Source organism: Streptomyces sp. STAM6 (genome assembly GCF_054963715.1).
Map to the genome: position 1 here is coordinate 18,703 of NZ_JBUEFZ010000035.1, position 17,027 is coordinate 35,729.

Annotated in this window: 13 protein-coding genes; 10 read left to right on the forward strand and 3 right to left on the reverse strand. The window is 72.2% G+C overall.

Annotated elements, in window-relative coordinates:
• The first annotated feature begins 626 nt into the window (after nt 1-626).
• Entirely contained in the window at nt 627-1,751 is a 1,125-nt protein-coding gene (disA, locus tag ACY34K_RS28490) for a DNA integrity scanning diadenylate cyclase DisA (protein ID WP_462752153.1), read from the forward strand.
• A 220-nt stretch (nt 1,752-1,971) separates the two neighbouring features.
• On the opposite strand, the gene ACY34K_RS28495 is transcribed toward disA, so the two are convergent.
• Nucleotides 1,972-2,796: a hypothetical protein gene (locus tag ACY34K_RS28495; protein ID WP_462752155.1), complete on the reverse strand. Its 825-nt coding sequence runs from the start codon at nt 2,794-2,796 to the stop codon at nt 1,972-1,974.
• Nucleotides 2,797-2,976: 180 nt separating this feature from the next.
• Between ACY34K_RS28495 and ACY34K_RS28500 the strand changes: the two genes are divergently transcribed.
• The 6 genes from ACY34K_RS28500 (at nt 2,977) to cseC (ending at nt 8,101) form a co-directional block, all read left to right on the forward strand.
• The gene (locus ACY34K_RS28500; RefSeq protein WP_462752157.1) at nt 2,977-3,621 is read left to right on the forward strand and encodes a phosphatase PAP2 family protein; all 645 of its coding nucleotides are present in this window, start codon (nt 2,977-2,979) and stop codon (nt 3,619-3,621) included.
• Nucleotides 3,622-3,646: 25 nt separating this feature from the next.
• Nucleotides 3,647-4,558 (forward strand): HhH-GPD family protein, encoded by a 912-nt coding sequence (locus ACY34K_RS28505; protein ID WP_462752159.1) that lies wholly within the window; start codon nt 3,647-3,649, stop codon nt 4,556-4,558.
• A gap of 203 nt (nt 4,559-4,761) precedes the next feature.
• Nucleotides 4,762-5,340 (forward strand): SigE family RNA polymerase sigma factor, encoded by a 579-nt coding sequence (locus ACY34K_RS28510; RefSeq protein ID WP_462752161.1) that lies wholly within the window; start codon nt 4,762-4,764, stop codon nt 5,338-5,340.
• Nucleotides 5,328-6,065 carry a hypothetical protein gene (locus ACY34K_RS28515; RefSeq protein ID WP_462752163.1) on the forward strand — a complete coding sequence of 246 codons (738 nt, stop codon included), beginning with the start codon at nt 5,328-5,330 and terminating at the stop codon, nt 6,063-6,065. Before ACY34K_RS28510 ends, ACY34K_RS28515 begins: the two co-directional genes overlap by 13 nt.
• A gap of 12 nt (nt 6,066-6,077) precedes the next feature.
• The gene (gene cseB, locus ACY34K_RS28520) at nt 6,078-6,782 is read left to right on the forward strand and encodes a two-component system response regulator CseB (protein WP_462752165.1); all 705 of its coding nucleotides are present in this window, start codon (nt 6,078-6,080) and stop codon (nt 6,780-6,782) included.
• Entirely contained in the window at nt 6,779-8,101 is a 1,323-nt protein-coding gene (gene cseC / locus ACY34K_RS28525) for a two-component system sensor histidine kinase CseC (protein ID WP_462752167.1), read from the forward strand. Before cseB ends, cseC begins: the two co-directional genes overlap by 4 nt.
• A gap of 772 nt (nt 8,102-8,873) precedes the next feature.
• Here the strand turns inward: cseC and ACY34K_RS28530 are convergent.
• Nucleotides 8,874-10,421, reverse strand: coding sequence for an MDR family MFS transporter (locus ACY34K_RS28530; RefSeq protein WP_462752169.1), 1,548 nt, complete (start codon nt 10,419-10,421; stop codon nt 8,874-8,876).
• A 106-nt stretch (nt 10,422-10,527) separates the two neighbouring features.
• Here ACY34K_RS28530 and ACY34K_RS28535 point away from each other — a divergent pair, with 106 nt between their 5' ends.
• Nucleotides 10,528-11,088 (forward strand): TetR/AcrR family transcriptional regulator, encoded by a 561-nt coding sequence (locus tag ACY34K_RS28535; protein ID WP_462752171.1) that lies wholly within the window; start codon nt 10,528-10,530, stop codon nt 11,086-11,088.
• 8 nt (nt 11,089-11,096) lie between these two features.
• Here the strand turns inward: ACY34K_RS28535 and ACY34K_RS28540 are convergent, their stop codons facing one another.
• Complete coding sequence (locus tag ACY34K_RS28540; RefSeq protein WP_462752172.1) at nt 11,097-11,789, reverse strand: M23 family metallopeptidase; 693 nt, start codon at nt 11,787-11,789, stop codon at nt 11,097-11,099.
• 509 nt (nt 11,790-12,298) lie between these two features.
• Here ACY34K_RS28540 and ACY34K_RS28545 point away from each other — a divergent pair.
• Both ACY34K_RS28545 and dacB read left to right on the forward strand, forming a co-directional pair.
• The gene (locus ACY34K_RS28545) at nt 12,299-15,334 is read left to right on the forward strand and encodes an NACHT domain-containing protein (protein WP_462752173.1); all 3,036 of its coding nucleotides are present in this window, start codon (nt 12,299-12,301) and stop codon (nt 15,332-15,334) included.
• Nucleotides 15,335-15,387: 53 nt separating this feature from the next.
• Nucleotides 15,388-16,965 (forward strand): D-alanyl-D-alanine carboxypeptidase/D-alanyl-D-alanine endopeptidase, encoded by a 1,578-nt coding sequence (gene dacB / locus ACY34K_RS28550; RefSeq protein ID WP_462752175.1) that lies wholly within the window; start codon nt 15,388-15,390, stop codon nt 16,963-16,965.
• Nucleotides 16,966-17,027 lie beyond the last annotated feature (62 nt).

Sequence of the window (17,027 nt, forward strand, 5' to 3'; positions counted from 1 at the left end):
GTGCCCACCCTCCCCCAAGCTCTCGGCTCCCGCTCGATCAGGGGGAGACCCTCACCACCCCGCGGAACGACTGCCCACAACAGGTGCACCCGGGCCGACAACCGGATCAGCGGGCCACAACAGGTGCACCCCGGCCGCCCACCGGAGCGACGGGCCCCGGCCCGCACCGATCCGCAGTCGGCATCCGGCGCAGGGGTGGGGCCGTGCAGGGTCGTCCCCGCAGGGGATGGCGGCCGGGAAACGGCTCCCTCACCAAGTGACCTCGGGCCGCCGGCCCCGTGGGGGTGCCCCCTCTGGGGGAGAGTCGAGCCCGGAGGGGCCGCACCCCCCACCCACCGGCAGGCCGCACACCCGCACCCGGAACGGGCTGGGCCCACCCACTGGCAGGCGCCGCACCCCCACCCGGAAACGGCCAGCCCCACCCACCGGCAGCCACCGCACCCTCACCCGGAAACGGCCGGCCCCACCCACTGGCAGCCACCGCACCCCGTGCACCCGCGGGGCGCCGCGCGTGCGCCCCGCGCGGCGGCGTGAGGGACGGCATGGGCGCTGGGCCGCCCGGCGCGGGGCATCGGTCGCTAGACTTTGCCCTGGTCTCGCCCATCCGTACGAGCCGGAGGAGTGCAGTGGCAGCCAACGACCGGGCAGCAGCACCCGGAAAGTCCGGCGGAGGCTCCGGCAATGAAGCACTGATGCGCGCTTCGCTGAGCGCGGTCGCGCCCGGCACGTCCCTGCGGGACGGCCTGGAGCGCATCCTCCGCGGAAACACCGGTGGTCTGATCGTCCTCGGCATGGACAAGACCGTCGAGTCGATGTGCACGGGCGGGTTCGTGCTGGACGTGGAGTTCACCGCGACCCGGCTCCGCGAGCTGTGCAAGCTCGACGGCGCGCTGATCCTCGACAAGGACATCACCAAGATCCTCCGGGCCGGCGTGCAGCTGGTGCCGGACGCGTCGATCCCCACCGAGGAGACCGGTACCCGCCACCGCACGGCGGACCGCGTGTCCAAGCAGTGCGGCTTCCCGGTCGTGTCGGTCTCCCAGTCCATGCGGCTGATCGCGCTGTACGTCGACGGCGAGCGCCGTGTCCTGGAGGAGTCGGCCGCGATCCTGTCGCGAGCCAACCAGGCGCTGGCGACCCTGGAGCGGTACAAGCTCCGTCTCGACGAGGTGGCGGGCACGCTCTCCGCGCTGGAGATCGAGGACCTGGTGACGGTCCGGGACGTGACGGCCGTGGCCCAGCGCCTCGAAATGGTCCGCCGGATCGCCACCGAGATCGCCGAGTACGTGGTGGAGCTCGGTACTGACGGCCGGCTGCTCGCCCTGCAGCTCGACGAGCTGATCGCGGGTGTCGAGCCGGAGCGCGAGCTGGTGATCCGGGACTACGTGCCGGAGCCGACGGCCAAGCGTTCCCGTACGGTCCCCGAGGCGCTGACGGAGCTGGACGCGCTCAGCCACGCCGAGCTGCTGGAGCTGCCCATCGTGGCCCGTGCCCTGGGGTACAGCGGCTCGCCGGAGACGCTGGACTCGGCGGTCTCGCCGCGCGGGTACCGGCTGCTGGCGAAGGTGCCGCGGCTGCCCGGCGCGATCATCGAGCGGCTGGTGGAGCACTTCGGCGGGCTGCAGAAGCTGCTCGCGGCGAGCGTCGACGACCTGCAGACCGTCGACGGTGTCGGCGAGGCGCGTGCCCGCAGTGTCCGCGAGGGCCTGTCGCGGCTCGCCGAGTCGTCGATCCTGGAGCGCTACGTCTGATCCTCCGGATACCGGGACCCCTCGGTCCCGGGCCGAGGTCCGTCAGCCCGTCCGCCCGGTCGGCCCGTCGGTCGGCCGATCCGCCAGTGGGTCTGCCGTCAGCCCGTCGGTCCCAGGCCGAGGTCCGTCAGCCGTCAGCCAGCCGGGCGGCCAGCCGCGCGTCGATCAGCCAGCCGGTGGCCGGCCCGCCGGCCGATCAGCCCGCCGGTCGGCCAGTCCGTCAGTCCTTGGTCAGCTGGAACGACGCCGGCAGCACCTTCGCGCCCGGCACGGTGGCCTCCACCAGATAGGTGCCGGCTCCCGAGGCGGCCGCGGGCGGCGTCGCGCACTGCGGGGCGCTGGGCCTGCGGTCCCACTCGACGGTGTGCGTGATCGTCCCACCGGCCGGGACGCGCAGCAGCAGGGCGGCGGCGTCGCGCGGGCAGTCCTTCGACGACCAGACCTGGTCGGCCTCGTCGTCCTTGATGGTCAGTACGGCCGCCTTGGGCCCGAAGTCCGCCTTGCAGGTGGTGGTGGAGGTGTTCTTGGCGACGAGCTGGAACCGTGGCTTCTCGCCGGGCGCGTACGCGTTCCGCACGCTGCGCAGGGTCAACTGGAGGTCGCCGGGTCCGCAGTTAGGGAGGGGCGAGTTGGCCGGCACCTGCTGGCCGGAGTTCGCGCCGCTCCCGCTGCCGCCGCCCCCCGTTCCGGCGTCGCCCGCACCGCCTGCGGACGTGCTGTCGCCGTTCTTGCCGGAGTCCGCCCCCGCGTCCGCGCCACCGCCGCCGGTGCCGGCCTCGCCGCTCCCTCCGGGCGTGCCCGGTTCGTCGCGACCGCCCGGCTGTTCGCTGATCGCCGGGCCGGAAGGGTCGTCCCCCGGCGTGATGGAGGGCGCGGGTGTGGACCCGTTGGAGCTGTCGCTCCCCTTCTTGCCGCTGCCGTCACCCGAACTGACGACCCATACGATCAGCAGCGCGAGCAGCGCGACCAGACTCGCCGCGACTGCCCTCCGTCGCCAGTAGATGGAGGAGGGAAGCGGCCCGACCGGATTGCGCAGAGATCCCACGGACCGAACTGTACGAGAGATCCGCGCCAACTCCCGCCCCACCCGCCGCCTGTACACCAATTTTGCCGATGATCACATCCTGTGGTGCATCGAACAGCCCACAGGATGCACCCCCGCCGTCCTCCGGTACGGGCGACGCGGCGGAGGGCCGCTTCCGGCGGCCAGGTACCGTCCGTAACCATGAGTCAGGACCTCTATCGCGACATCACCGATTTCGCCCACGACACCCCGGGGTGGGTGCAGCTCCTCGCCGAAGTGTGGACCGAGGCCGGTCTGCTGCTGTTCGGTGTGCTGTTCCTCGTCGCCTGGTGGCGGGCGCGGCCCTCCGGTTCCAAGGCGGTGGCGCTGGCCGTCCTCGCGCCGCTCGGCACGGCTTTCGGGTACGTGGTCAGTGAATTGCTGAAGTCGGTGGTGGACGAGGAGCGTCCGTGCCGGGCGGTCGCGGGCGCGGCCCCCTCGCTGGTGGAGTGCCCGCCGTACGGCGACTGGTCCTTCCCGAGCAACCACTCGGCCATCGCGGGTGCCGCGGCGATCGCGCTGGTGCTGGCGTGGCGCGGGATCGGATGGCTGACCGTGCCGATGGCGTTGCTGATGGCGTTCTCGCGGGTGTTCGTCGGGGTGCACTACCCGCACGACGTGGCGACCGGGCTGGTGCTGGGCGCCGTCGCCGCTACCGTCTTCGTCACGCTGCTGACCCGGCCGACCCGGTCGCTGGTCGAGACGATGCGTCTGAGCAGGTCGGGAGCCGCGAACTGGCTGGCCGGGCCCGGTCCGGCCGTACCCGTGCCGCAGCGGCGGCGGGAACCGATGCACCGCCGCTCCTGAGGAACGTGCCAGGATCGGGGGTGCCATGACTGCGACCGACACCCCCGCCCCGGGCGGCCCCGCCGCCGAGGAGCTGCACGCCCCCGTCCTCGCCTGGTTCGACCAGCACGCCCGCGACCTGCCCTGGCGCCGCCCCGAGGCGGGTGCGTGGGGCGTGATGGTCAGCGAGTTCATGCTGCAGCAGACACCGGTCAGCCGGGTGCTGCCGGTGTACGAGCAGTGGCTGGCCCGCTGGCCGCGCCCCGCCGATCTGGCCGCCGAGGCGCCCGGTGAGGCGGTCCGCGCCTGGGGCCGGCTGGGTTACCCGCGCCGTGCGCTGCGGCTGCACGGGGCGGCGGTCGCCATCACCGAGCGGCACGAGGGCGTCGTACCGGACGATCACACCCTGCTGCTCGCGCTGCCGGGCATCGGGGAGTACACGGCCGCCGCGGTGGCCTCGTTCGCGTACGGGCAGCGCCACGCCGTGCTGGACACCAATGTGCGGCGGGTGCTGGCCCGTTCGGTGACGGGGGTGCAGTACCCGCCGAACGCCACCACCGCCGCCGAGCGGAGGCTGGCGCGGGAGCTGCTGCCGGCCGAGGAGGCCCGGGCGGCCCGCTGGGCCGCGGCCTCCATGGAGCTGGGCGCGCTGGTGTGCACGGCGAAGAACGAGGACTGCGCGCGCTGCCCGATCGCCCGTAGCTGCGCCTGGCGGCTGGCCGGCAAGCCGGCGCACGACGGCCCGCCGCGGCGCGGCCAGACCTATGCCGGGACGGACCGCCAGGTGCGGGGCAAGCTCCTCGCCGTGCTGCGCGACGCGGTGGCGCCGGTGGAACAGGCGGTGCTGGACGCGGTGTGGGACGAGCCGGTGCAGCGCGCCCGGGCGCTGGACGGACTGGTCGCCGACGGCCTGGTGGAGCCGCTGGAGGGCGGCCTGTACCGCCTTCCGCTGGGCTGAGGTCCCTGTCACGACACTGTCACCCACCGCTGTTACAGCATCGCTGTTACACAACCGATGGACAGCCGTGCATCCGCCGACGGCTGCCTCGGACAACCCCGTGACAAGAGCTCCGTAGCGTCTTCGACGTAAAGCAGAGCACTGCGTGAACGCACTGCTCACCACGGGGATGTGTCACTCACGGGGAACGGAGGCGGTTCGGGATGTCGCACGGCGAGGTGCTCGAATTCGAGGAGTACGTACGCACTCGGCAGGACGCCCTGCTGCGCAGCGCGAGGCGTCTCGTCCCGGACCCGGTCGACGCCCAGGACCTGCTGCAGACCGCGCTGGCCCGGACCTTCGGCCGCTGGGACGGGATAGCGGACAAGGCGCTGGCCGACGCCTACCTCCGCCGGGTGATGATCAACACGCGTACCGAGTGGTGGCGTGCCCGCAAGCTCGAAGAGGTGCCCACCGAGCAGCTGCCGGACGCCTCCGTCGACGACGCCACCGAGCAGCACGCCGACCGCGCCCTGCTGATGGACATACTCAAGGTGCTCGCCCCCAAGCAGCGCAGCGTCGTCGTGCTGCGGCACTGGGAGCAGATGAGCACCGAGGAGACCGCCGCCGCACTCGGCATGTCGACCGGTACGGTGAAGAGCACGCTTCACCGGGCGCTCGCGCGGCTCCGCCAGGAGCTGGAGAGCCGGGACATCGACGCCCGTGCCCTGGAGCGTACGGACCGTGCGGCGCGTACGGTCGGACGCGGTCACGAACGGGGGCGGGAGCGGTGCGCGGCCTGAGCGCCAGACACGACAGCGGTCACCTGAGCGATACCAGCACCACTGGCACAACCGGTACGACCAGAACCGCCGGCACGGCCGGCGGGCAGAGGATCCGGGCGGCGGGCACTACGGCAACGGCCGTGCTCGCCGCCATCGGCCTGCTCACGGCCGGGTGCTCCACCGGCGGCACGGGCACCCGGGACGAGGGCGCGGCCCGCACGGACCAGGGTGCCCCCTCTCCGGCGCCGACCGCCTCGTCCTCCACCCCGCCGATGAAGAAGATCAACGCGGTCGAGCTGCTCAAGAGCGACCCGAAGGTCAGCGCCCAGGTCAAGGACGACCTCCGGCCCTGCACCGCGGACGACTACCCCGTCGACACGTCGTACGGGAACCTGACCAACACCGGCACGCCCGACGTCGTGGTGAATGTGCTGACGTGTGCCGACGCCGTGGGGATCGGCACCTACGTGTACCGGTTCCAGGACCAGAAGTACGAGAATGTGTTCGCCTTCGAGGAGCCGGCCGTGTACTCCGCGATCGACCGTGGCGATCTGATCGTCACGCAGCAGATGTACGCGAAGGGCGATCCGGTGGCATACCCGTCCGGCGAGGACGTGATCACGTACCGCTGGATGGGGAACAAGTTCACGGAGCACGACCGGGTGCACAACGAGTACAGCAAGGCGGTCGGCGACGGGGGCATCGACGGCCCCGACGAGCCGAGCGCGCCGAGCGAGAACTGAGAGATCACGTCGATGGCCGAGACCCATGTGCTGTTCGTCGAGGACGACGACGTCATCCGCGAGGCCACGCAGCTGGCACTGGAGCGGGACGGCTTCGCCGTGACCGCCATGCCGGACGGGCTGTCCGGCCTGGAGGCCTTCCGCGCGCGGCAGCCCGACATCGCGCTGCTGGACGTCATGCTTCCCGGTATGGACGGCGTGAGCCTGTGCCGGCGCATCCGCGACGAGTCGACCGTGCCGGTGATCATGCTGTCGGCGCGTGCCGACTCCATCGACGTCGTGCTGGGCCTGGAGGCCGGGGCCGACGACTACGTCACCAAGCCGTTCGACGGCGCGGTGCTGATGGCCCGCATCCGCGCCGTGCTGCGCCGCTTCGGGCACGCCGGCGGGCCGGCCGGCGGCGCCGACGCGGACGCGGAGGACGAGCAGCACGGTGTGCTGGTCTTCGGCGACCTGGAGGTCGACACCGAGGGCATGGAAGTGCGCAGGGGCGGTACGCCGGTGGCGCTGACCCCCACCGAGATGCGGCTGCTGCTGGAGTTCTCGTCCGCGCCGGGCACCGTCCTGTCGCGCGACAAGCTGCTGGAGCGGGTCTGGGACTACGGGTGGGGCGGTGACACCCGGGTCGTGGACGTGCACGTCCAGCGCCTGCGCACCAAGATCGGCCAGGACCGGATCGAGACGGTCCGCGGCTTCGGCTACAAGCTCAAGGCATGAAGCGTTTCGCCCTGCGCACCGGGGTTCGCTGGAAGATCTCCATCGCCATCGCGGCCGTGGGCGCGCTCATCGCGGTCGCGCTGAGCCTCGTCGTCCACAACGCCGCCCGGGTGTCGATGCTCGACAACGCGCGCGAGGTGCAGATGGAGCGCCTGCTGTTCGCGCAGCGGATGTACGAGTCGCAGAAGCCGCCCAAGGAGCCCCGGCTCGGCACGAAGGTCAACGACCCGGCGCTGCCCCCCGAGCTCGACGAGCTGATGCGGGAGCGACGGCGCGGGACGTACGTCCAGGAACACCCCACCGGAGCCCCGGACGTGTGGGCCGCGGTGCCCCTGGCCAACGGCGACGTGCTGTCCCTCCACACCCAGTTCGCCAGCCGCAGTACGACGATCATGAAGGACCTGGACGAGGCCCTGGTCGTCGGCTCGGTCTCCGTGGTCTTCGGTGGCTGCGCCCTCGGCGTGCTCATCGGCGGACAGCTGTCCCGTCGGCTGCGCAAAGCCGCGACCGCGGCCGGGAAGGTCGCCCAGGGCAACACGGAGGTGCGCGTACGCGACGCCATCGGCGGTGTCGTACGCGACGAGACCGACGAACTGGCGCGGGCCGTGGACGCCCTGACCGACGCGCTCGGCGAGCGCATCGAGGCCGAACGGCGCGTCACCGCGGACATCGCGCACGAACTGCGCACCCCGGTGACCGGACTGCTCACCGCGGCCGAACTGCTGCCGCCCGGCCGCCCCACCGAACTCGTGCGGGACCGCGCGCAGGCGATGCGCACGCTGGTCGAGGACGTGCTGGAGGTGGCCCGCCTGGACAGCGCATCGGAACGCGCCGAACTCCAGGAGATCGCGCTGGGCGAGTTCGTCAGCCGCCGGGTCCGCGTGCTCGACCCGGAGGTGATCGTGCGGGTCGTGCACGAATCGTGGGTCAACACCGATCCGCGCCGGCTGGAGCGGATCCTGGGCAACCTCCTCGCCAACGCCGCCAAACACGGCAAGGGGCCGGTCGAGGTCACCGTCGAGGGCCGCGTGCTGCGCGTCCGCGATCACGGGCCCGGCTTCCCCGAGGAACTGCTGCGCGAAGGGCCGAGCCGGTTCCGCACGGGCGCGAGCGACCGCGCGGGCCAGGGACACGGTCTCGGGCTGACGATCGCGGCCGGTCAGGCACGGGTGCTGGGGGCCAGGCTGACGTTCCGCAACGCGGCGCCGGAGGGCACCGCGCCGGGAACGGGCGGGGCGATCGCGGTGCTGTGGCTGCCGGAGCACGCGCCGACGGCGACGGGCAGCTTCCCGATGATCCAGTTCCCGGACACGCACTGAAGGGACGGGGTGCCGTCCCGATGGGCGGTTGCCCCTGCCTCTTCCCGGGTGCGGGGCCCTGCGGGTGCGGATGCGGGTGCGGGTGCGGTACCGGCCCGGTGGGCGGGTCTGCCCTTTCCCGGGTGCGGGCCCGGTGCCGACCCGGTGGGCGGGTCTGCCCTTTCCCGGGTGCGGGCCCGGTGCCGACCCGGTGGGCGGGTCTGCCCTTTCCCGGGTGCGGGTGTGGTGGCTGCCGGTGGGTGGGGGTGTGGCCCCTCCGGGCTCGACTCTCCCCGCCGCCGGCCCCGTGGGGGTGCCCCCTCTGTAGGGGAGCCGTTTCCCGGCCGCCATCCCCTGCGGGGACGACCCTGCACGGCCCCACCCCAGCGCCGACGGTCAGGTGCGGCTCGTGTGTGGTTGGGGCCCGCCACTTCGGTTGGCGGTCCGGGTGCACCCCGTTGTGGGCAGCTTGGGGTTGGGCGCCCTCCGGGGCGGACCCGTTGCGGGCAGTCGCTCCGCAGGGCGATGGGGGTCCCCCTGCTCGAGCGGAGCCGAGAGCCTTGGGGAGGGTGGGCGCCCTCCGGGGCCGACCCGTTGTGGGCAGTCGTTCCGCAGGGCGGAACGGGTGGGCACAACGGGACCACCGGGCCGAAGACGAACAGGGGTCCGGGGCGGAGCCCCGGGGGTGGGCCCGCACCGTGGGGGTGCGGTACTGCGGGACCGGGGGCGGAGCCCCGGGGGTGGCCCGCACTCTGCGGGTGCGGTGCCGCGGGTCCGGGGCGGAGCCCCGGGGTCAGGCGGGGGCGCCGGCCAGTTCGGTCTCGGCGTCGCGGGACGCCGGAGTCTTCGGCCCCGCACCCTTCAGCGGCACCTCCTTGACGAAGAACGCCGCGACGAAGGCGATCACCGCAACCCCCGCGCCGACCAGGAACGCCGCGTGTGTCCCGGACGCCACGGCGAACTCGTACGCCTCGCGCAGCGGGTCCGGCAGCTTCGCCAGGCTCGCCGCGTCGAGCTGCGCGGACTGCTGGGTGGCCGCGCCGCCGCCGCGGGCCGCCATCTCGTCCTGGACCCGGTCCGTGAACAGCGCGCCCATGATCGCGACACCGAACGAGGAGCCGAGCGTGCGGAAGAGGGTGGTCGAGGAGGAGGCGACGCCCATGTCCTTCATCTCGACGCTGTTCTGCGCGACGAGCATGGTGATCTGCATGAGGAAGCCCATGCCCGCGCCGAGCACGGCCATGTAGAGGCCGGAGACGAGCCGCGACGTGCCGGTGTCCATCTGGGCGAGCAGGAACAGTCCGGCGACCATCAGCGCGCCGCCGGCGATCGGGAAGATCTTGTACTTGCCGCTGTTGGTGGTCACCCGGCCGGCGATGAGTGAGACGACCATCATCGAGAGCAGCATCGGCAGCAGGAGGAGGCCCGAGTTGGTCGCGGACGCGCCCTGCACGGACTGCTGGAACAGCGGCAGGAAGAGGACGGCCCCGAACATCACGAAGCCGGTGAAGAAGCCGATCACCGACATGAGGGTGAAGTTGCGGCTGCGGAAGATGTGCAGCGGCATGATCGGTTCGGCCGCGCGCGTCTCCACGTACAGGAAGGCGAGGAGCGCGGCGACGCCGACCGCGGTCAGGCCGAGGATCTGGGCGGATGCCCAGGCGTACTCGGTGCCGCCCCAGGTGGTGACCAGCACGATCGAGGTGATGCCGAGGGTCAGCAGGCCGGCGCCGAGGAAGTCGATGCGGGTCCGTCCGGTGCGCTCCCGCTTCGGCAGCTGCAGGACGACGGTGACCATGGCCAGCGCGACCGCGCCGAGCGGCAGGTTGATGTAGAAGGACCAGCGCCAGCCCCAGTGGTCGGTGATGGTGCCGCCGACGAGCGGGCCGCCGATCATGGCGAGCGCCATGACGCCGGCCATCATGCCCTGGTACTTGCCGCGCTCCCGGGGCGGTATGAGGTCACCGATGATCGCCATGACGCCGACCATCAGGCCGCCGGCTCCCAGGCCCTGGACGGTACGGAAGCCGATCAGCTGGCCCATGTCCTGGGCCATGCCACTGAGCGCCGAGCCGAGCAGGAAGATCACGATCGCGGTGAGGAAGATTCCCTTGCGGCCGTAGAGGTCGCCGAGCTTGCCCCAGATGGGAGTGGAGGCGGCGGTGGCCAGCGTGTATGCGGTGACGACCCACGACAGGTGTTCCAGGCCGCCGAGCTCGCCGACGATCGTCGGCATCGCGGTCCCGATGATCATGTTGTCGAGCATCGCGAGCAGCATCGCGATCATCAGCGCGAGCAACACCACCCGTACGCTCCGCTGCGGTTTCCCCGTGTCGGTCATTTCTCCACTCCACACTTACTTGCCGCCCGGCTAGTTCACTACACTGGGGACCGTAGACCCGTCACTAGCCGGGCGTCAAGTAAGTTTCTGAGAGGACCTGAGGACCATGGCCCGAGGCAACACACGCCAGCGCATTCAGGACGTGGCCCTGGAACTCTTCGCGGAGCAGGGCTACGAGAAGACCTCTCTGCGTGAGATCGCCGAGCGGCTCGGGGTCACGAAGGCGGCGCTGTACTACCACTTCAAGACCAAGGAAGACATCGTCATCAGCCTCTTCCAGGACCTGACGCGGCCCATCGACGAGCTCATCGACTGGGCGGGCGGCCAACCGCGGACCCTGGAGACCAAGCAGGAGATCCTGCGCCGCTACCACCGGGCACTTCTGGGCGCGGCCCCGTTGTTCCGCTTCATGCAGGAGAACCAGGCCACGGTGCGCGACCTCGCCATCGGCGAGACGTTCAAGGAGCGCATGGTGACCTTGACGCGGCTGGTGCAGGAGCCGGAGTTCAGCATGGCGGACCGGGTGCGCTGCATCAGCGCGCTGTTCACCATGCACGCCGGGATGTTCTTCATGCAGCACGTCGAAGGCGACCCCGAGGAGAAGCGTGAAGCCGTCCTGGAGGTCGCCATCGATCTGGTGACACAGGCCCATCAGGGCCGTCCGTAACGCGGAGGTCAGATGGTGACACCCTCGGCACGCAGGAACTTCGACGGGTTGAGCGCCGAGCCGTAGTTCGGGGTCGTACGGATCTCGAAGTGCAGGTGCGGGCCGGAGGAGTTGCCGGTGTTGCCGGACCGGGCGATGAGCTCGCCGGTCCGCACGGTCTCACCGATGCCGACGTTGATCTTCGACAGGTGTGCGTACTGGGAGTACTTGCCGTTGGCGTGCTTGATCACGACGGCGTTGCCGTACGCGGGACCGTCACCGGCGCCGTTCGGGCCGGCCTTCACGACGATGCCGGAGTGCACGGCCTTGACCGGGGTGCCGACCGGCACGGCGAAGTCCTGGCCGGAGTGCTTGTTCGTCCACATGGCGCCGCCCTGGTTGAAGCTGGCGGTCAGGGTGTAGCCGAGCACCGGCTTGACCCAGGAGGCCGCCTTCTTCGCGGCCGCCTTCTTCGCGGCAGCGGCCTTCTGGGCGGCCGCGGCCTTCTTCGCGGCGGCGGCCTTCTGGGCGGCGGCGATCTGCTGGGCGGCCTTGGCCTGCGCGTCGGCCTGGGCGGCGACGGCGGCGGCGGTGCCGGCGACGGGAGTCGTCTTGCTCTCGGCGGCGAAGGCGGCACCGCCTCCGAACACCATCGACGCTCCCATGCCGACGGCGGCCAGGGCGACGACGGCGTTGCGGGTGGAGTGGGTGCGCTTCGACATACGGGGAAGACCTCCGGACAAGAGCGGACCCGGCGCGAGTGGCGCGCCGGGCGGTGGGCTCATCCTTGGTAACCCGTGCACCCATCTCGCCTCAAACCCCCCAACTACGACATCTGGTCGTAGTGGAGCCGGTGTGAGCTGACCGCTTGACGCCGGCCACCATCCAAGGCTTAGCGCCCGAAATGTCCTTAGAAAGTAAGGTTTGCTCCGCCGCCCATGGGTGCCGCCTGCGGCTTTCCGGCAGGCCCACCCGGCCCATCCGGTGACCGGTGCCCACCGACCGGCCCCGGCACCGCCCCGAAGCCGCCCGATCAGGCCGCTGATGCACTATTCCGCGTAGTACCGCCCGAAACGCCTGTGCGCCTTGTCACGGCCCAGGGCCCCTCGGCGGCCGTTTCCGGGACCGCGGTCCGCGACCACGGATACGCTCGGCACGTCGCCGATCATGCTGCGGCCCACCCGGCCACGGCTCGCGACCACGGCTACCGCACGGCTCCGGGGGGACCCACGTGGATCCAGCACTCATCGGCACGCGTCTCGCTTCGGGAGCGATCACACCGCTGATCAAGAAGCTGTTCGTGCAGGAGGGTCCCGGTGCCGGCCTCACCGAACGGAGCGTGCGGCTGTCCCGGCTGGTCTCCTTCCGGGGGGAGCAGCGGACGCTCGGCGAGCGGGACGTGCGCAAGCTGGCCGGCAGGCTCGTCGCGGACGCGCTCGCCGTCCCCGCCGAGCCGCCCTTCCCGCACGACGAGGCGGAAGCCGTCACCGACACCCTGGCCCGCACGCTCCTCGCCCTCGGCGACCTCGACATGGACGACGTACAAGCGGTCCGCCTCGGCCACCACGAGCTGGCCCGGCGCCTGAGGGCCGCCGGACCCGGACCGGACGGGCTCTCCGCCGACGCGGCGCACTTCCTCGACTCGGTCACCGCATGGGCCTGCCTGCACATCCTGCACTTCTTCAGCCAGCGCTCCACGTTCGTCGCCCGCACCCTGGTCGAGCAGAGCCGGACCCAGGCCGAGCTGATCGCCAAGATCGACCAGCTGATCTCCCGTACGCCCCGGCCCGACGCCCGCGACGCGGCCTTCGAGCGGCGCTACCACGCCCACATCGCCAAGAAGCACGGCAACCTGACGATCTACGGCATCGATCTGCACAACACACCCGACGCGTGGGCGCTGGACGCGGCATACCTGTCGCTGGAGGCGAGCGAGCCGGACGCCCGGGTCACGGAGCGCCTCCCGGACCGGTCGGAGGAGGGCGCAACGGCCGTCCGTGACCTTCCGGAGCGTCGCACCTCCGCCGACCAGGCGCTCGCACGGGCGGAACGGGTACTGCTGCGCGGTGTGGCCGGCTCCGGCAAGACCACCCTCGTCCAATGGCTCGCGGTGTCGGCCTCCCGGCCCGACCTGGACGACCGGATGGCGTATCTGCGGGACCGCGTCCCCTTCGTCCTGCCGCTGCGCACCCTCACCCGGCACGGGGAGCGGCTCCCGGCACCCGATCGCTTCCTCTCCGCCGTCGGCTGCCCGCTCGGCCCGCCCGACGGCTGGGTCGACCGCGTCCTCACGGCCGGACGCGGCCTGATCCTGGTGGACGGTGTGGACGAGGTCCCGGAGGCGGAACGCGAGCGCACCCGCCGCTGGCTGCGGGACCTGCTGGTCACGTACGACGGGGGCAACCGCTGGCTCGTCACTTCCCGGCCGTCGGCCGTCCGCGACGACTGGCTGACCGCGGACGGTTTCGCCGAGCTCGCCCTCTCCCCCATGAACCGCACGGAGGTGGCCTCCTTCGTGCGCCGCTGGCACGTGGCCGCCGGGCCGGCGGCCGCGACGTACGAACAGCCGCTCCTCGACGCCCTGCGCACCCAGCAGGACCTCGCCCGGCTCGCCACCAACCCGCTGATGTGCGGACTGGTCTGCGCCCTGCACCGCGACCGGCGCGGCTTCCTCCCCCGCGGCCGGGCCGCCCTGTACGACGCCGCCCTGTCCATGCTGCTCGCCCGCCGCGACCGCGAGCGGGACATGGGCGACACGACGGGCGTCGGACTCGGCGAAGCGCCGCAGATCCGGCTCATACAGCGGCTCGCGTACTGGCTGACCGTCAACGGCCGTACGGAGATCGATCGTTCGCGCGCCGAGGCGATCGTCCTCGACGCGATCCCCGCCATTCCGGAGGCGGCCGCCGCCGGCAAGCCGGAAAGGGTCTTCGCACACCTGCTCCAGCGCAGCGGCCTGCTGCGCGAACCGGGGCCGGGCACCGTCGACTTCGTCCACCGGACCTTCCAGGACTACCTGGCCGCCAAGGCTCTCGTGGACGACTGGCACATCGGCGTCCTCACCGACCACGCGGCCGACGACCAGTGGGAGGACGTGATCCGTATGGCGGTGGCCCATGCGCGGCCCCGTGAATGCGCCGAGATCTTCACGGAGTTGCTCGCCGCCGCGGACAGGGTGGCGGACCGGCGCACCCGGCTGCGTGTCCTGATGGTCGCGGCGGCGGCCCTGGACCACGCGACGGAGCTCGACCCGGACGTCCGGCGCGCGATCCTGGACCGCACGGCGGACGTCGTCCCGCCCCGCACGGCGGAGGAGGCACGGCAGCTGGCGGCGGTCGGACCGGTGGTGCTCGACCTCTTGCCCGGGCCGGAGAGCCTGGACGAGGAGCAGGCGCTGGCGGCCGTCATCACGGCCACCCACATCCAGGCCGACGCGGCCCTCCCCTATCTCGCCCGCTTCGTCGACCACGCCTCGCTGCGCGTGCGCTCCCAACTCATGTGGGGCTGGTCACGCTTCGAGACGGCGGCCTACGCCGAGGAGATCGTGGCGCGGCTGCGCCAGGACCGTCTCCGTTTCACGGTCACCTCCGACGACCAGGTCACGGAGCTGCTCCGGCGGGACCTGCGGCCGTCCCGGCTGGAGATCCGCGAGAAGGTCTCCGACACCCGGCTCGCCGAGCTGCTCACGCACTGCGACCCGGCCTCGCTCTCCCTGCGGCGCTCCGGGCCGGGACCGGACCTGAGCGCCCTCGGTGCCCTGAACCGGCTCACCGCACTGGATCTCGTCCTCGAGCAGTGGGCGACCTGGCACCTCGACTCGCTGCCCGCCGACGCGCCTCTGGCCGCCCTCGGGATGACTCCCCTCCCCGCCGAGGGGCTGGGCGGGCTGCGCCGACGCCCTGCGCTCGGTCTGCTCGGGCTGGAAGGGGTCGGCGCGCTGTCGGCCGGTGATTGGCAGGTGATCGAGGAACTGCCGGAGCTCAACGCCCTCCGCTGCACCGCGACGGCACTCGCCTCGGCCCCGGCCTCCCTGCGCCTTCCCCGCATCACCTGGCTCGCCCTCGGCCAAGACCGGGCCCCTGTGCCGACTGAGCAGGTGGTCCGCACCTTCCCCCGGGTCGAGGAACTGATCGTCGAGAGCGGCCCCTCCGGGCACGCGCTGGACGCGACGCCCTTCGCGGCTCTGCGCCACCTCGAGTGGCTCCACTGCGACGCCGGCGTCACGGGCACGGAACACTTGCCGCCCACCGTCCAGGTCACTCCCTGACTCCACGGCAGGCCTTCTTCCCAGCCCCATCCGGCTCCGTCATCCTCCTCCCCATGAGACACGTGACGCGCGTGACCGCCCTGGCCCTCGGACTCGCCGCCCTGCTCGCGGGGAGCACCCTCGGCTCACCGCCCGCCGGTGCCGGGCCGTCCGACACCGGGCTCAAGGGCGCCATCGACACGATCCTCACCGACCCCCGGCTCGACGGCGGCGCCGTGAGCGTCGTGGTCGCCGACGCGACCACCGGGGACACGCTGTACCAGCGCGACGGGGGCGACCGGCTGATGCCCGCCTCCAACACCAAGATCGCCACGTCCCTCGCGGCCATGGCGCTGCTCGGCCCCGACCACCGCTTCCGCACCGAGGTGCTGGCCACGGCACGGCCCAGGGCCGGGGTGCTCCACGGGGACCTCTATCTGCGCGGCACCGGCGACCCCACCACCCTCGCCAAGGACTACGACGGCCTCGCCGCCGAGGTCGCCGCGGCCGGCATCAAACGGGTCACCGGCCGGATCGTCGCCGACGACACCCGCTTCGACACCCAGCGACTGGGCCGCTCCTGGGCGGCCGACGACGAGTCGTCGTACTACTCCGCGCAGATCTCCCCGCTCACGGTCGCCCCGGACACCGACTACGACTCCGGCACGGTCGTCGTCGAGGCCACCCCGGCCGGCGGGGTGGGCGGCAGACCGGGCGTGACCGTCACCCCCGCGACGGCGTACGTACGCATCGACAACCGCGCCACCACCGTCGCCGCCGGGCAGCCCGACACCCTCACCGTCGAGCGGGTCCACGGCACCAACACCATCCGCCTCACCGGTGCCGTCCCCCTCCGGGGCTCCGCCACCAAGGAGTGGATCACCGTCTGGGAGCCGACCGGCTATGCCGCCGCCGTGTTCGGCGACGCCCTCGCTGCCCATGGGGTGCGCGTCGCGGCGCCTCCCCGGCTCGGTGGGGCGACACCGGCCGCCGCGCGCGTGCTGGCCGTCCACACCTCCATGCCGCTGAAGGAGCTGATGCGCCCCTTCATGAAGCTGTCCAACAACATGCACGCCGAGGCGCTCACCAAGACGATCGGGCACGAGACATCGGGCCGGGGATCCTGGAGCGCGGGCCTCACCGCCGTCGCCGCGTACCTGAAGACGGAGGGCGTCGAGACGGGCACGATCCGCCAGGTCGACGGCTCGGGCCTGTCCCGGATGAACCTCTTCCCCGCCGAACAGCTGGCCCGGCTGCTGGTGGCCGTCCAGGACGCCCCCTGGTTCACCGACTGGTACGCGTCCCTCCCCGTCGCCTGCCACCCCGACCGGGCGGTCGGCGGCACCCTGCGCACCCGGATGTGCAACACCCCCGCCGCGCTCAACACCCGGGCGAAGACCGGTTCGCTGACGGGCGCGTCGGCCCTGTCGGGCTACGTCACGGACGCCGCGGGCCGCCACCTCGTCTACTCCGTCGTCCTCAACCACTACCTCGCGTCGTCCGTGAAGAGCATCGAGGACGCCATCGTGGTCACCCTCGCCACGTCCGACACCGCCCGGGGCACGATCAGCGCGGTGACCCCGCGCGGCGCACGGACCGGCGAGCTCCCCACCGGTCTGGAGTGCTCCTGGCAGAAGCCGAAGTCCTGCTGACAAGCACGGAAGCGGGAAGAGGGTGCGGAAAAGGGGCTGCCCCGGACCGTTCGCACGGTCCG